Here is a 14,613-nt window from a genome sequence, read left to right on the forward strand (position 1 = left end):
ATGTCGCTGCTGCAACTGACCGATACCCAGATCAGCACCTGGGTGGCGACGTTCATGTTGCCGCTGTTTCGCGTCGGTACGCTGCTGATGGTCATGCCAATCTTTGGTACGACTCTGGTGCCGCGACGCGTGCGGGCATATTTCGCCTTGGCGATAACGGTGGTCATCACACCGGGCCTGCCACCCATGCCACCGGTCAATCCGCTGGACCTGAGCGGGCTGTTGCTGATTGGCGAGCAGATCATCATCGGCGCGGTGCTGGGCTTCTCCTTGCAACTGTTCTTCCAGGCGTTCGTCATCGCCGGGCAGATTGTCGCGATCCAGATGGGCATGGGCTTCGCGTCCATGGTCGACCCAACCAACGGCGTGTCGGTGGCGGTGATCGGGCAGTTCTTCACCATGCTGGTGACGCTGATGTTCCTGGCGATGAACGGCCATCTGGTGGTTTTCGAAGTCCTTACGGACAGCTTCACCACGCTACCGGTCGGTAGCGGTTTTCTGGTCAATCATTTCTGGCAGTTGGCCGGCAAGCTCGGCTGGGTGCTGGGGGCGGCGTTGCTGCTGGTGCTGCCGGCGATCACCGCGTTGCTGGTGGTCAACATCGCGTTTGGCGTGATGACTCGCGCGGCGCCGCAGTTGAACATCTTCTCCATCGGCTTTCCGCTGACGTTGGTGCTCGGGATGTTCATCCTCTGGGTCAGCCTGGGGGACATTCTCAACCAGTATCAACCCATGGCCTCCGAGGCCTTGCAGTTTTTACGCGAACTGGCACAGGCGCGCTGAGTCATGGCTGAGAGCGAAAGCGGTCAAGACAAAACAGAAGACCCCACGGACAAGCGCAAGAAGGACTCCCGCGACAAAGGCGAGGTGGCGCGCTCCAAGGAACTCAACACCCTGGCGATCATGCTGGTCGGCGCCAGCGCACTGCTGATTTTCGGCGGGGCCCTGGCCCAGGACATGATGGAACTGATGCGCATCAACTTCTCGCTGCCGCGGGAAGTGATCATGGACCAGAAATCCATGACCAATTACTTGCTGCACTCGGGGCAAATCGGCTTGTGGGCGATTCAGCCGATCATGATTTCGCTAGTGCTGGCGGCGATCATCGGCCCGATTTCACTGGGTGGTTGGCTCTTTGCCTTCAATTCCCTGGCGCCCAAGTTCAGCCGGATGAACCCGCTCAGTGGCCTCAAGCGAATGTTTTCCACCAAGGCCCTGGTGGAGCTGCTCAAGGCGTTCGCCAAATTCATCATCATCCTGTTCGTGGCGCTGGCGGTGTTGTCGTCGGACATCGATGACTTGCAGCGCATCGCCCATGAACCGTTGGAACTGGCAATCATCCACAGTCTGCAAGTGGTGGGCTGGAGCACGTTGTGGATGGCTTGCGGGTTGATCATCATCGCCGCGGTCGACGTGCCGGTGCAGTTGTGGGAAAGCCACAAGAAACTGCTGATGACCAAGCAGGAAGTGCGCGACGAGCACAAGGACCAGGAAGGACGACCGGAGGTCAAGCAGCGGATTCGTCAGCTGCAACGCGAGATGTCCCAGCGCCGGATGATGGCGGCAATTCCCGATGCCGACGTGGTCATTACCAACCCGACCCACTACGCGGTGGCCCTCAAGTACGACCCGGAAAAGGGTGGGGCGCCGATGCTGATCGCCAAGGGCAGCGACTTCCTCGCCTTGAAGATCCGCGAAATCGCCGTGGCCAACGAAGTGCTGCTGCTCGAATCGCCGGCCCTGGCGCGTTCGATCTACTACTCCACCGAACTCGACCAGGAAATCCCCGGCGGCCTGTACCTGGCGGTGGCTCAGGTGTTGGCCTACGTCTACCAGATCCGCCAGCACCGTGCGGGCAAGGGCAAACGCCCGGATCCGCTCAAGGATGATTTGCCGATTCCACCGGACTTGCGCCGCGACTCTTAAAAGATCGCAGCCTCGTTTCACTCGACAGCGCCTACAGGGGGTCACATTTCATGTGGGCGCTGTGTAGGCGCTGTCGAGTGAAACGAGGCTGCGATCTTTTGACCTTCCGCTCGTCAGAAAACCTCCCGTACCTGTTAGTTCTGACAGTAGACAGCCTTTTCTCAAAGCGATGTCATGAGTCCGGGAATCTTCCCGTTGATATACGGCTCAGAGGAAATCGTTATGGAAGAGGTAGCGCGCGAATATAAAAAGCTTCAGGGAATGGAGTTAACGTTTGTTAGGGGTGTTCTGGAGGAGCGGCTCGATGAAGCGGCCGGCTATATGATCGGCTATACGGTCACCTTCAGATTGTCGCTGGACTTCACACATTTCGTGCAGAGGGCGAATGCCTATATTCCGGGCTATCTAGACTCTAGGATCAACGCCATTCGACCCGTACTGGGCGGCCTGGGCTATCACAACGGTTATAACTATTTTAACGGTCAGGCAGGCAATATCCGTAGTACAGAGGATTTGTTCCGCGTCTTTGATCATGCTAGTAACTACCTTGATGACTGGGCTGAAGGGGATTTGCGGGAGCGATATCACAAACCAAAATTCGAGCTCGTCAAGGGCCAATTTGAAGTGACAGCAGGCAAGGACTTTCAGCTACGTGAAAAACGCCAGATTGAGATAAGTGATTTGCCGATTATTCAATTCGAATGGGCGCTCGATTTGATGGTCGGGCATGATTTTCAGGCTGATTCGCAACAACCCCGTGTCTCGGAGGGGGCGAGGTCGCCCGGTTCAGTCGCGGTTCTGGGGTATGCCCAGGAGGAGTCGGTACCGGTGGAAGGTCTGCTAATGCGCCGGGGTACACAGTATATGAACGCTAAAAAACTCAGTTATGGCGCTATTTCACCCGAGCAGATTCTGACGGCGCAGTGATTGTGCTGGCCTGAACCTGTGGGAGCGGGCTTGCTCGCGATGAGGCTGTGTCAGTCAATGAAGATGTTGGCTGATGCACCGCCATCGCGAGCAAGCTCGCTTGTATGTTTAGACTTGAAGGGGTGGGCTGAAGCCCTGCCCTAACTCTGCGGGTCGAGGTTATCCAGCGCTCGATTCACCGCTAATTCCGCGAGCATGATGTTCTGGGCGATCCCCAGCACCGTGCTGCGCTGCGAGCCTTTCAGCCCTGTTGCGAAATCGTTGGCCATGACGCTGGCCGAGGCCAGCGACTCACTGGCGTGGGCGAGCAAGCTTTCGGTTTTGTTGTCCGGGGCGACCATGAACATCGTGCTGGGTTTTCGCTCGCTGGCGTTCAGGCGGGCGCTCAGGTTGATGTACTCCTCGAGGGCGCGGTCGGCGGCTTCCTGAAGTTTTTGTCGGTCGATTGAGGTGTCGTCGATATCGGGTGGGTTCGGTGTTGGTTTGAACATGGATGAAACTCCTAATCCATTAAAAAGAGCCGTCACCTTCGCTACCAGACGAAGGGTGGCGGCCACACGCAGGTTGGTAGACCGGGATTAGGAACGGTCGCCCGAAGGCGCCTGCGCATGACCACCATAAAACCGAGACGAAAAGTCTCGGCAAAGGATAGTGCTTTGCGACCTAATCCCGGGCTACCAACCCGATCGCTGTTTTTCAGCGACCCGGAAACGATAAATCCCGGCCCTCAAGCGCACAAGCCGGCGGATTCTGGCGTAGTCGTAGTCCGTGGCGCAAGAATGTGTAGGGCGAGTAAGTGTCTGGAGATTTCGCTTAAACACCGCTGTTTAAGATCGTTCCCACGCTCCGCGTGGGAATGCCTCTACGGACGCTCCGCGTTCAGCCCTGGGTGGGACGCGGAGCGTCCCGGGCTGCATTCCCACGGGTCGCGCAGAAACGATCATCCCCGCCCCGACAAAAGTTGGAAGGCTTCTTGCAGTAGCCGCTCTGCGTCTGCTTCAGGCGTCAAAAGTTTGCTTTAAAGGAACGGGGAAAACCGGTGGATCGCTCTCAGTTAATCAACAGTGCTCGCACAAACGTCGCCGACTTGAGTCGGGGCAATCTGGGTGTGCCGCTGTTGCTGCTGGTCATGCTGGCCATGATGATGTTGCCGGTGCCGCCGTTCCTGCTGGACGTGTTTTTTACGTTCAACATCGCCTTGTCCATCGTCGTGTTGCTGGTCTGCGTCTACGCCTTGCGGCCGCTGGATTTCGCGGTGTTCCCGACCATTCTGCTGGTAGCAACACTGATGCGCCTGGCGCTGAACGTGGCCTCCACGCGGGTGGTAATGCTCCACGGCCAGGAAGGGCATGCCGCCGCCGGTAAGGTGATCCAGGCCTTCGGTGAGGTGGTGATCGGCGGTAACTACGTGGTCGGTATCGTGGTCTTCGCGATTTTGATGATCATCAACTTCGTCGTGGTGACCAAGGGTGCCGGGCGGATTTCCGAGGTGAGCGCGCGCTTCACCCTCGATGCGATGCCCGGCAAACAAATGGCCATCGACGCCGATTTGAACGCCGGCCTGATCGATCAGAACCAGGCCAAATTGCGCCGCATGGAAGTCGCCCAGGAAGCCGAGTTCTACGGTTCCATGGACGGTGCCAGCAAATTCGTACGCGGTGACGCCATCGCCGGCCTGCTGATTCTGTTTATCAACCTGATCGGCGGCATGGCGGTCGGTATCTTCCAGCACGGCATGACCTTCGGTGACGCTGGCCGGGTTTACGCACTGTTGACCATTGGTGACGGTTTGGTGGCGCAATTGCCATCACTGTTGTTATCGACAGCGGCGGCGATCATGGTGACCCGTGCTTCCGGCTCGGAAGACATGGGCAAGCAGATCGGTCGCCAGATGTTCGCCTCGCCGAAAGCGTTGGCGGTGGCGGCAGGCCTGATGGCGGTCATGGGCCTGGTGCCCGGCATGCCGCATTTCTCCTTTCTCAGCATGGCGGCCCTGGCGGGTGGCGGTGCTTACCTGTTCTGGAAGAAGCAGAGCGTGGTCAAGGTTCAGGCTTTGCAAGAGGTCAAGCGTCAACAAGAGCTGCTGCCATCCCCGGCCCGCGCCCAGGAAACCAAGGAATTGGGTTGGGACGACGTGACCCCGATCGACATGATCGGCCTGGAAGTCGGCTATCGCCTGATTCCGCTGGTGGATCGCAACCAGGGTGGTCAACTGCTGGCGCGGATCAAGGGCGTGCGCAAGAAGCTGTCCCAGGATTTGGGCTTCCTGATGCCGACTGTGCACATTCGTGACAACCTCGACCTGGCGCCAAGCGCCTATCGCCTGACCCTTATGGGCGTGATCCTCGCTGAAGCCGAGATTTACCCGGATCGCGAGCTGGCGATCAACCCGGGGCAGGTCTACGGCACGCTCAACGGCATAACCGCCAAAGATCCGGCTTTTGGCCTGGAGGCGGTCTGGATCGAAATCAGCCAGCGCGCCCAGGCCCAGTCCCTTGGTTACACCGTGGTCGATGCCAGTACGGTAGTGGCAACCCACTTGAACCAGATTCTGTACAAGCACTCCAGTGAGCTGATTGGCCACGAGGAAGTGCAGCAACTCATGCAATTGCTGGCCAAAAGCTCGCCGAAACTGGCTGAAGAGCTGGTGCCGGGTGTGGTTTCGCTGTCGCAACTGCTCAAGGTGTTGCAGGCGCTGCTCGCCGAACAAGTGCCGGTTCGGGACATTCGCAGCATTGCCGAGGCTATAGCCAACAATGCCGCCAAGAGTCAAGATACTGCCGCTCTGGTGGCGGCGGTGCGGGTCGGCGTATCCCGCGCAATCGTCCAAAGCATTGTAGGGACTGAGTCGGAGCTGCCAGTTATCACCTTGGAGCCAAGGTTGGAACAGATATTGCTCAATAGTCTTCAGAAGGCAGGACAAGGCTCGGAAGAGGGCGTTCTGCTGGAGCCAAGCATGGCAGAGAAGCTGCAGCGCTCGTTGATCGAAGCGGCACAGCGTCAAGAGATGCAAGGTCAACCGGTGATTCTGCTGGTAGCCGGTCCGGTTCGCGCGATGCTTTCGCGGTTCGGCAGGCTGGCAGTCCCGGGTTTGCACGTGTTGGCGTATCAGGAAATCCCTGACAACAAGCAAGTGACCATCGTTGCGACAGTAGGGCCCAACGGCTGAGGTAGTGGTTTATGCAAGTTAAGCGTTTTTTCGCCGCCGATATGCGTCAGGCCATGAAACTGGTTCGTGATGAGCTGGGGGCTGATGCCGCCATTATTGGCAACCGCCGGATCGCCGGCGGTGTCGAGCTGACGGCTGCCCTGGATTACAAATTGTCGGCGCTGGCCCCGCGCGTTCCGAACATGGAGCTCGAGGATGAGCTGCGCAAGACCCAGTCGCGCATCGTCACTGCCCAGGCCGAACTGAGCCTGCGCGGCGAAGGCGAGACCGACGGTGACAAGACCACCAATCGGCAGTTGTTCGCCGGCCTGCCGTTGACCGCCGCCGAGCCGCTGATCGAACCGACTTACGAACAGCCACGCCGTGCTGCGCCGGCCCCTGCGCCAGCCGCCGGTGGTGTTGACCCGCGGGCTTTCGATTCGATGCGCTTCGAGCTCAACAGCCTGCGCGAACTGATGGAAGTGCAACTCGGCTCCCTGGCCTGGAATCAGCTGCAAGGCAGCCGTCCGGCCCAGGCGAACCTGTGGCGTCGCCTGCAACGCATCGGCTTGTCCGGCCCGTTGTCGCGCGATCTGCTGGCACTGATTACCGATATTGAAGAGCCTCGTCAGGCCTGGCGCATGTTGCTGGCGCACCTGGCGCGGATGATCTCCACACCGGAAGTCGAGCCACTGGAAGAGGGCGGCGTGATTGCCATGGTCGGCCCTGCCGGCATGGGCAAGACCACCACCCTGGCCAAGCTCGCGGCCCGTTACGTGCTCAAGTACGGCGCGCAAAACATCGCGCTGGTGAGCATGGACAGCTACCGCATCGGCGCCCAGGAACAACTCAAGACGTTGGGCCGCATTCTCAATGTGTCGGTGACCCACGTCGATCCGGGCCAGTCCCTGGTGCAGGCGCTGGAGCCATTGCTGCGCAAACGCGTGGTGCTGATCGATACCGCGGGCCTGCAAGCCAGCGATCCGGCCCTGCGCATGCAGCTCGAAAGCCTGGCCGGTCGCGGCATCAAATCGAAAAATTATCTGGTCCTGGCAACCACCAGCCAGAAACAGGTTCTAACCGCTGCTTATCACAGTTACAAGCGGTGTGGGCTGGCCGGCTGCATCCTGACTAAACTGGATGAAACGGCGAGTCTGGGCGAGGTGTTGAGCCTGGCCATCAGTCATGAATTGCCGGTGGCTTACCTCACCGATGGCCCGCGTATTCCAGATGATCTGCATCTGCCGCGGCGTCACCAGTTGGTCAGTCGCGCGGTCAGCGTGCAAATGCAGGAAGAACCCAGCGAAGAAGCCATGGCTGACATGTTCGCTGATATTTACCACAGCCCGACCAAGCAGGTTGGCTGAGGTACTAATGAACAGTTTTTGTACCTACATCGATGGTCTGCCATGCATTGTTCAGTTAATGAACGCGCAGCCAGTAATGTGGCCTCCGTCTATGCAAGACAAGGTAAAGAAATAACATGGGCAGCATGCATCCCGTACAGGTGATCGCGGTGACCGGCGGCAAAGGTGGCGTCGGGAAGACTAACGTGTCAGTGAACTTGTCCCTGGCTCTAGCAGAGCTTGGCCGGCGCGTCATGCTGCTGGACGCCGATCTGGGTCTGGCGAACGTCGACGTTCTGCTGGGACTGACGCCCAAACGTACCCTGGCCGACGTGATCGAAGGCCGCTGCGAGCTGCGCGACGTTCTGTTGCAGGGCCCGGGCGGTATCCGCATCGTCCCGGCCGCGTCCGGCACCCAGAGCATGGTTCATCTGAGCCCTGCCCAGCATGCCGGCCTGATCCAGGCCTTCAGCGATATCGGCGATAACCTCGACGTATTGGTGATCGACACCGCTGCGGGTATTGGTGACTCGGTAGTCAGTTTTGTCCGCGCCGCCCAGGAAGTGTTGCTGGTGGTCTGCGACGAGCCGACCTCCATCACCGACGCCTACGCCCTGATCAAACTGCTGAACCGCGATTACGGCATGAACCGCTTCCGCGTCCTGGCCAACATGGCCCAGAGCCCGCAAGAAGGTCGCAACCTGTTCGCCAAGTTGACCAAGGTCACGGACCGCTTCCTCGACGTCGCCTTACAATACGTCGGCGCCGTGCCTTACGACGAAAGTGTGCGCAAGGCCGTGCAGAAACAACGCGCCGTCTACGAAGCCTTTCCGCGCTCCAAGTGCGCCCTGGCGTTCAAGGCGATTGCACAGAAAGTCGACACGTGGCCGCTACCGGCCAACCCGCGTGGGCATCTGGAGTTTTTCGTCGAGCGCCTCGTGCAACAGACCGCAGGACCCGTCCTATGACAGCCAGTGGCTACAACCTCTACAAGAAGTCGGCACGTGATGCGCAATACGAGCTGATCGAGCGTTACGCGCCACTGGTCAAACGCATTGCTTATCACTTGCTGGCGCGTCTGCCGGCCAGTGTCCAGGTGGAAGACCTGATCCAGGCCGGGATGATTGGCCTGCTTGAAGTGTCGACCAAATACGACGCCAGCAAAGGCGCGAGTTTCGAAACGTACGCGGGCATTCGAATCCGTGGCGCGATGCTCGATGAAGTACGCAAGGGGGACTGGGCACCACGTTCGGTCCACCGCAATACCCGTATGGTTAGCGACGCAATTCGCTCGATTGAAGCTAAAACCGGCCGTGATGCTAAAGATCACGAAGTTGCGGCCGAACTCCAATTGAGTCTCGACGATTATTACGGGATTTTGAACGATACCTTGGGCAGCCGCCTGTTCAGTTTCGACGACCTGTTGCAGGACGGCGAACACGAAGGGCTGCACGAGGATGGCGCCAGTGCTCATCTGGAGCCGTCACGCGATCTGGAAGATGAACGCTTCCAGACTGCGCTGGCGGACGCGATTGCCAATTTGCCGGAGCGTGAGCGACTGGTGTTGGCGCTGTACTACGACGAAGAGCTGAACCTCAAGGAAATCGGTGAGGTCCTGGGTGTCAGCGAATCGCGTGTCAGCCAGTTACACAGCCAGTGCGCGGCCCGTTTGCGGGGGCGTTTGGGGGAGTGGCGAGCGCGCTGAAGGCAGTGTGGGGACACTGCGAACGAGGCTGGTGTGGTGTTGAACTGCAGCGGTCTCGATTTGTTGTGCTCCAGACAGTCATTTGAGTGCTTTGCCGGATTGATTGAAATGGCGCGTCCAGGTGCTGGGCGCGTTTAAGACTGCTTGGAGGTCGAATTGGACAAGAACATGAAAATCCTCATCGTTGATGACTTCTCAACGATGCGGCGGATCATTAAAAACCTGTTGCGTGACCTTGGGTTCACCAACACGGTCGAGGCTGACGATGGCACCACTGCCATTCCGGTTCTCAACAGCGGCAGCATCGACTTTCTGGTAACAGACTGGAACATGCCCGGCATGACCGGCATCGACCTGCTGCGCCACGTGCGCGCCGATGAGAAGCTCAAGAGCCTGCCCGTGCTGATGGTGACCGCGGAAGCCAAGCGCGAACAGATCATCGAAGCGGCCCAGGCCGGTGTTAACGGTTATGTGGTCAAACCCTTCACGGCCCAGGCGTTGAAAGACAAAATCGAGAAAATTTTCGAACGCATCGGTTGAGCAACTGCGCCACGGGGGAGCTATGGAGCATAACGAATCTTCACAGGGCGATTTTGAATCGACCCTGAAAAAACACGCGGTCGAACTGGTCGAAAGCCTTGAAAAAGGCAGGTTCGGCGACGCTGTGCAACTGATCCATGAGCTCAACCAGACCCGTGACCGCGGCCTGTACCAGGAAGTGGGCAAGCTCACTCGCGAACTGCATAGCGCGATCGTCAATTTCCAGATTGACCCGAACATGCCGCAAGCCGAGGAAGTCTCGCAGATCACGGATGCCACCGAGCGTCTGGGTTATGTGGTCAAGCTGACCGAGGCCGCTGCCAACCGCACCATGGACCTGGTGGAAAACGCCACGCCGCTGGTCAATGGCCTGAGCAATGAAGCCCAGGCGTTGAGCACCGACTGGGGACGGTTCATGCGTCGCGAAGTCGGGGCTGAAGAGTTCCGCGAGCTGGCGCGGCGGGTCGACGGATTTCTGACACGCAGCAGCGAAGACAATCGCACGGTGTCGAGCAACCTGAACGACATTCTGCTGGCTCAGGATTACCAGGACCTCACCGGTCAGGTGATCAAGCGCGTGACCCAATTGGTCACCGAAGTTGAAAGCAACCTGCTCAAGCTCGTGCTCATGGCCAGCCAGGTAGACCGCTTTGCGGGTATCGAGCATGACCGTGAAGCGATGCTGGCTGAAAAAGATCCGCAAAAACATCTCTCTCAGGGTGAAGGTCCGCAGATTCATGCCGATAAAAGAGAAGACGTTGTGTCCGGTCAGGACGATGTGGACGATTTGTTATCCAGCCTAGGATTTTAGAGTTTTAGCATTTTAGGTTTTTTAGGTTTTTAGACCTCAGGAGCACCCCCTTAATGAGCTTCGGCGCCGATGAAGAGATCCTTCAGGATTTCCTGGTTGAGGCCGGCGAGATTCTAGAGCAACTGTCCGAGCAGCTGGTCGAGCTGGAAAGCCGACCGGATGATGCGGACTTGCTCAATGCAATTTTTCGCGGTTTTCACACTGTAAAAGGGGGCGCCGGCTTCCTCCAGCTCAATGAGCTGGTGGAATGCTGTCACATCGCCGAGAACGTGTTCGACATCCTGCGCAAGGGTGAACGACGCGTCGACTCGGAACTGATGGACGTAGTTCTCGAAGCGCTGGATGCGGTGAACGGCATGTTCACCGAAGTCCGCGAACGCAGCCCGATTACGGCTGCCACTCCAGAATTGCTTGAGGCCTTGGCCCGTCTGGCCGAGCCGCAAACTGCCGATGCAGCTCCGGTTGCCGACGTGGTGGAAGAACCGGCCGCTGAAAGCGAGTCGGGCGACATCACCGATAATGAATTCGAACAACTGCTGGACTCGCTGAACGCCGTCAAGGCCCAGGCCGAAGCTCCCGCCGCTGCGCCAGTGCCGAGCAGCAATGCTGCGGCCAGCGACGAAATCACTGACGCCGAGTTCGAGTCGTTGCTCGATCAGTTGCACGGTAAAGGTCAGTTCGCGGTGGATGCCGTAGCAGCTCCAGCTGCGAAGGCCCCGAAAGCGGCCGGCGACAGCTCGGACATCACCGACGACGAATTCGAAGCACTGCTCGATCAACTGCACGGCAAGGGCAACTTTGCTGTCGATGCGCTGGAAACCGCGATTGCTTCGGCGCCGGTTCCGGCTGCGCCAACCGCTAAAGCGGCCGGCGGCGATCTGATCTCCGATCACGAGTTCGAATCGCTGCTCGACGAATTGCACGGTAAAGGCAAGTTCACCGAGGTTGGCACTGGCGCAGTCGTGACTGCTCCTGCTGCCAAGGCGCCCGCTGCTGCACCGAAGCCAGTCGCCAAAGCGCCTGAGCCTAAAGCCGAAGCGCCAAAACCGGCAGCGGCTCCTGCTCGCGCCGCACCGTCCGCGCCGCCACCGGAAAAACCGGCCAGCGAAGCCGAGACCACCGTGCGGGTTGATACCGCGCGTCTCGACGAAATCATGAACATGGTTGGCGAACTGGTACTGGTGCGTAACCGCTTGGTCCGTCTGGGCCTTAACAGCGGCGACGAAGCCATGTCCAAGGCTGTGTCGAACCTCGACGTGGTCACGGCTGACCTGCAAACCGCGGTCATGAAGACCCGGATGCAACCGATCAAGAAGGTCTTCGGGCGCTTCCCGCGTCTGGTTCGCGACCTGGCTCGCCAGCTCAAGAAAGAGATCAACCTGGAACTGGTCGGCGAAGAAACCGACCTCGACAAGAACCTCGTCGAGGCCCTGGCCGACCCGCTGGTCCACTTGGTGCGCAACTCGGTCGACCACGGTATCGAAGAGCCGGCCGAACGCGAAGCGATGGGCAAGCCTCGCAGCGGCAAGGTGATTCTGTCTGCCGAACAGGAAGGCGACCACATCCTGCTGTCCATCTCCGATGACGGCAAGGGCATGGACGCTGATGTTCTGCGCGGCATTGCTGTGAAGAAAGGCTTGATGGACAAGGATGCAGCGGACCGTCTCAGCGAGTCGGACTGTTTCAACCTGATCTTCGCGCCGGGTTTCTCGACCAAAACCGAGATCTCCGACGTGTCGGGTCGTGGCGTGGGCATGGACGTGGTGAAAACCAAGATCGCCCAGCTCAACGGCACCATCAATATCTACTCGACCAAGGGCAAAGGCTCGAAGATCGTCATCAAGGTGCCGTTGACCCTGGCGATCATGCCGACGCTGATGGTCATGCTCGGCAACCAGGCGTTTGCGTTCCCGCTGGTGAACGTCAACGAGATCTTCCACCTCGACCTGTCGCGCACCAACGTGGTCGACGGTCAGGAAGTGGTGATCGTACGGGACAAGGCGCTGCCCTTGTTCTACCTCAAACGCTGGCTGGTCGCCTCTGCCGCTCACGAAGAGCAGCGCGAGGGCCATGTGGTGATCCTTTCGGTGGGCACCCAGCGGATCGGCTTTGTCGTCGATCAACTGGTGGGCCAGGAAGAAGTGGTCATCAAGCCATTGGGCAAAATGCTCCAGGGAACCCCGGGCATGTCCGGCGCCACCATCACCGGTGACGGCCGCATTGCGCTGATTCTCGATGTGCCGAGCATGCTCAAGCGTTACGCCGCACGGCGTATTTGATTCTGCCGCAGCGGGGCGACAACGCCCCGCTGCGTCTAACGGAGTGTTTATGGTAGTCAAAGTCCTGGTGGTGGACGATTCGGGGTTTTTCCGCCGCCGCGTCTCGGAAATTCTTTCAGCGGATCCGAACATCCAGGTTGTCGGTACGGCGACCAACGGAAAAGAGGCGATCGATCAGGCGCTGGCCCTCAAGCCAGACGTGATCACCATGGACTACGAGATGCCGATGATGGATGGCATCACGGCGGTGCGGCACATCATGCAGCGCTGCCCGACCCCGGTCTTGATGTTCTCCTCGCTGACGCACGAAGGCGCCCGGGTCACCCTGGATGCGCTGGACGCGGGTGCGGTGGATTTCCTGCCGAAAAATTTCGAAGACATCTCCCGCAACCCGGAGAAGGTCAAGCAACTGCTGTGCGAGAAGATCCTCAGCATTTCGCGCAGTAACCGTCGCGCCAATACCTACACGGCCCCGGCTCCGGTGGCGGCACCTGCACCGACGCCTGCGCCTTCGAGCGTCAGCAGCTACGGCAGCAGCGCACCTGCGCGTCCGGCACCGGCACCTTTGCCGATCCGTGCACCAGCGTCTTCCGGCCCATCGTCGCCCGCGCCGAAACGCAAAGCCTACAAACTGGTGGCCATCGGTACGTCCACCGGTGGCCCGGTTGCGCTGCAACGGGTGTTGACCCAATTGCCGGCCAACTTCCCGGCGCCGATCGTGTTGATCCAGCATATGCCAGCAGCCTTCACCAAGGCCTTCGCCGAGCGTTTGGACAAACTGTGCCGCATCAACGTCAAGGAAGCCGAGGATGGCGACATCCTGCGTCCGGGCCTGGCGCTGCTGGCACCGGGTGGCAAGCAAATGATGATCGATGGTCGTGGCGCGGTGAAAATCCTGCCGGGCGACGAGCGTCTGAATTACAAGCCGTGCGTGGACATCACCTTCGGTTCGGCGGCCAAATCCTACGGTGACAAAGTTCTGGCGGTGGTGTTGACCGGCATGGGCGCCGACGGTCGCGAAGGCGCGCGTCTGCTCAAACAGGGTGGCAGTGCGATCTGGGCTCAGGATGAAGCCAGTTGCGTGATCTACGGCATGCCGATGGCCATCGTCAAAGCGGATCTCGCCGACGCGATTTACAGCCTGGACGACATTGGCAAGCACTTGGTTGAGGCCTGTATCTGATGGATGTACTCAGCCTTATCGGGATCATCATGGCGTTCGTCGCCATCATTGGCGGCAACTACCTTGAAGGCGGTCACCTCGGCGCTCTGGCCAACGGCCCGGCGGCGTTGATCGTGATCGGTGGGACCGTCGGTGCGGCGCTGTTGCAATCGCCGATGAGCGCGTTCAAGCGCTCCATGCAGATCCTTGCCTGGATCCTGTTTCCACCGCGTGTGGATCTGGCCGGTGGCATCGATCGCGTAGTGAACTGGAGCCTGACGGCACGCAAGGAAGGCTTGCTCGGGCTGGAAGGGGTGGCCGACGCCGAACCGGACAACTACTCGCGCAAAGGCTTGCAACTGTTGGTCGATGGCGCCGAGCCGGAAGCGATTCGCAGCATCCTGGAAGTGGATTTCTACACCCAGGAAAGCCGCGACATCGAGGCCGCCAAAGTCTTCGAAAGCATGGGCGGCTATGCGCCGACCATCGGCATCATCGGTGCGGTGATGGGCCTGATTCACGTCATGGGCAACCTCGCCGATCCGTCGCAACTGGGCAGCGGCATCGCCGTGGCGTTCGTCGCGACGATCTACGGCGTGGCCAGTGCCAACCTGGTGTTGCTGCCGGTTGCAGCCAAGCTCAAGTCCATCGCGTTGCGTCAGTCGCGTTATCGCGAAATGTTGTTGGAAGGGATTCTGTCGATCGCCGAAGGTGAAAACCCTCGCTCTATTGAGTTGAAGCTTCAGGGCTTCATGGATTGATGGGGGAA

At 59.4% G+C, this 14,613-nt stretch carries 13 protein-coding genes; 12 read left to right on the forward strand and 1 reads right to left on the reverse strand.

Going from position 1 to position 14,613, the window contains the following annotated elements; genetic code table 11:
* The 3 genes from fliR (at position 1) to ACA071_RS08200 (ending at position 2,853) form a co-directional block, all read left to right on the forward strand.
* Positions 1–783, forward strand: a complete 783-nt coding sequence (gene fliR, locus ACA071_RS08190; RefSeq protein ID WP_497643882.1) for a flagellar biosynthetic protein FliR — start codon at positions 1–3, stop codon at positions 781–783.
* Between the two features lie 3 nt (positions 784–786).
* Positions 787–1,926, forward strand: a complete 1,140-nt coding sequence (gene flhB / locus ACA071_RS08195; protein ID WP_497643883.1) for a flagellar biosynthesis protein FlhB — start codon at positions 787–789, stop codon at positions 1,924–1,926.
* Between the two features lie 222 nt (positions 1,927–2,148).
* Complete coding sequence (locus tag ACA071_RS08200; protein ID WP_497643884.1) at positions 2,149–2,853, forward strand: hypothetical protein; 705 nt, start codon at positions 2,149–2,151, stop codon at positions 2,851–2,853.
* 140 nt (positions 2,854–2,993) lie between these two features.
* Here the strand turns inward: ACA071_RS08200 and ACA071_RS08205 are convergent, their stop codons facing one another.
* Positions 2,994–3,344 carry a DUF6124 family protein gene (locus tag ACA071_RS08205; protein WP_497643885.1) on the reverse strand — a complete coding sequence of 117 codons (351 nt, stop codon included), beginning with the start codon at positions 3,342–3,344 and terminating at the stop codon, positions 2,994–2,996.
* 548 nt (positions 3,345–3,892) lie between these two features.
* Between ACA071_RS08205 and flhA the strand changes: the two genes are divergently transcribed.
* The 9 genes from flhA (at position 3,893) to ACA071_RS08250 (ending at position 14,605) form a co-directional block, all read left to right on the forward strand.
* Positions 3,893–6,022: a flagellar biosynthesis protein FlhA gene (gene flhA / locus ACA071_RS08210; protein ID WP_497643886.1), complete on the forward strand. Its 2,130-nt coding sequence runs from the start codon at positions 3,893–3,895 to the stop codon at positions 6,020–6,022.
* 11 nt (positions 6,023–6,033) lie between these two features.
* Positions 6,034–7,368, forward strand: coding sequence for a flagellar biosynthesis GTPase FlhF (gene flhF / locus ACA071_RS08215; RefSeq protein WP_497643887.1), 1,335 nt, complete (start codon positions 6,034–6,036; stop codon positions 7,366–7,368).
* Positions 7,369–7,484: 116 nt separating this feature from the next.
* Complete coding sequence (fleN, locus tag ACA071_RS08220) at positions 7,485–8,315, forward strand: flagellar synthesis regulator FleN (protein WP_003222917.1); 831 nt, start codon at positions 7,485–7,487, stop codon at positions 8,313–8,315.
* Positions 8,312–9,052: an RNA polymerase sigma factor FliA gene (gene fliA / locus ACA071_RS08225; RefSeq protein WP_497643888.1), complete on the forward strand. Its 741-nt coding sequence runs from the start codon at positions 8,312–8,314 to the stop codon at positions 9,050–9,052. The genes fleN and fliA overlap by 4 nt, the downstream gene beginning before the upstream one ends.
* A 168-nt stretch (positions 9,053–9,220) precedes the next feature.
* A complete protein-coding gene (locus ACA071_RS08230; protein ID WP_497643889.1) occupies positions 9,221–9,592 on the forward strand; it encodes a chemotaxis response regulator CheY in 372 nt (123 codons plus the stop codon).
* A 22-nt stretch (positions 9,593–9,614) separates the two neighbouring features.
* Positions 9,615–10,403: a protein phosphatase CheZ gene (locus ACA071_RS08235; RefSeq protein ID WP_497643890.1), complete on the forward strand. Its 789-nt coding sequence runs from the start codon at positions 9,615–9,617 to the stop codon at positions 10,401–10,403.
* 53 nt (positions 10,404–10,456) lie between these two features.
* Entirely contained in the window at positions 10,457–12,682 is a 2,226-nt protein-coding gene (locus ACA071_RS08240) for a chemotaxis protein CheA (protein ID WP_497643891.1), read from the forward strand.
* A 49-nt stretch (positions 12,683–12,731) separates the two neighbouring features.
* Positions 12,732–13,865, forward strand: coding sequence for a protein-glutamate methylesterase/protein-glutamine glutaminase (locus ACA071_RS08245; protein WP_497643892.1), 1,134 nt, complete (start codon positions 12,732–12,734; stop codon positions 13,863–13,865).
* Complete coding sequence (locus ACA071_RS08250) at positions 13,865–14,605, forward strand: flagellar motor protein (RefSeq protein ID WP_092271414.1); 741 nt, start codon at positions 13,865–13,867, stop codon at positions 14,603–14,605. Before ACA071_RS08245 ends, ACA071_RS08250 begins: the two co-directional genes overlap by 1 nt.
* Positions 14,606–14,613: the final 8 nt, after the last annotated feature.

Source organism: Pseudomonas sp. LBUM1646 (genome assembly GCF_059716165.1).

Bases quoted from the DNA above. Each gene is read 5' to 3' on its own strand.
- fliR (WP_497643882.1), top strand. From the start codon at position 1: ATGTCGCTGCTGCAACTGACCGATACCCAGATCAGCACCTGGGTGGCG.
- flhB (WP_497643883.1), top strand. From the start codon at position 787: ATGGCTGAGAGCGAAAGCGGTCAAGACAAAACAGAAGACCCCACGGAC.
- ACA071_RS08200 (WP_497643884.1), top strand. From the start codon at position 2,149: ATGGAAGAGGTAGCGCGCGAATATAAAAAGCTTCAGGGAATGGAGTTA.
- ACA071_RS08205 (WP_497643885.1), bottom strand. From the start codon at position 3,344: ATGTTCAAACCAACACCGAACCCACCCGATATCGACGACACCTCAATC.
- flhF (WP_497643887.1), top strand. From the start codon at position 6,034: ATGCAAGTTAAGCGTTTTTTCGCCGCCGATATGCGTCAGGCCATGAAA.
- fleN (WP_003222917.1), top strand. From the start codon at position 7,485: ATGGGCAGCATGCATCCCGTACAGGTGATCGCGGTGACCGGCGGCAAA.
- fliA (WP_497643888.1), top strand. From the start codon at position 8,312: ATGACAGCCAGTGGCTACAACCTCTACAAGAAGTCGGCACGTGATGCG.
- ACA071_RS08230 (WP_497643889.1), top strand. From the start codon at position 9,221: ATGAAAATCCTCATCGTTGATGACTTCTCAACGATGCGGCGGATCATT.
- ACA071_RS08235 (WP_497643890.1), top strand. From the start codon at position 9,615: ATGGAGCATAACGAATCTTCACAGGGCGATTTTGAATCGACCCTGAAA.
- ACA071_RS08240 (WP_497643891.1), top strand. From the start codon at position 10,457: ATGAGCTTCGGCGCCGATGAAGAGATCCTTCAGGATTTCCTGGTTGAG.
- ACA071_RS08245 (WP_497643892.1), top strand. From the start codon at position 12,732: ATGGTAGTCAAAGTCCTGGTGGTGGACGATTCGGGGTTTTTCCGCCGC.
- ACA071_RS08250 (WP_092271414.1), top strand. From the start codon at position 13,865: ATGGATGTACTCAGCCTTATCGGGATCATCATGGCGTTCGTCGCCATC.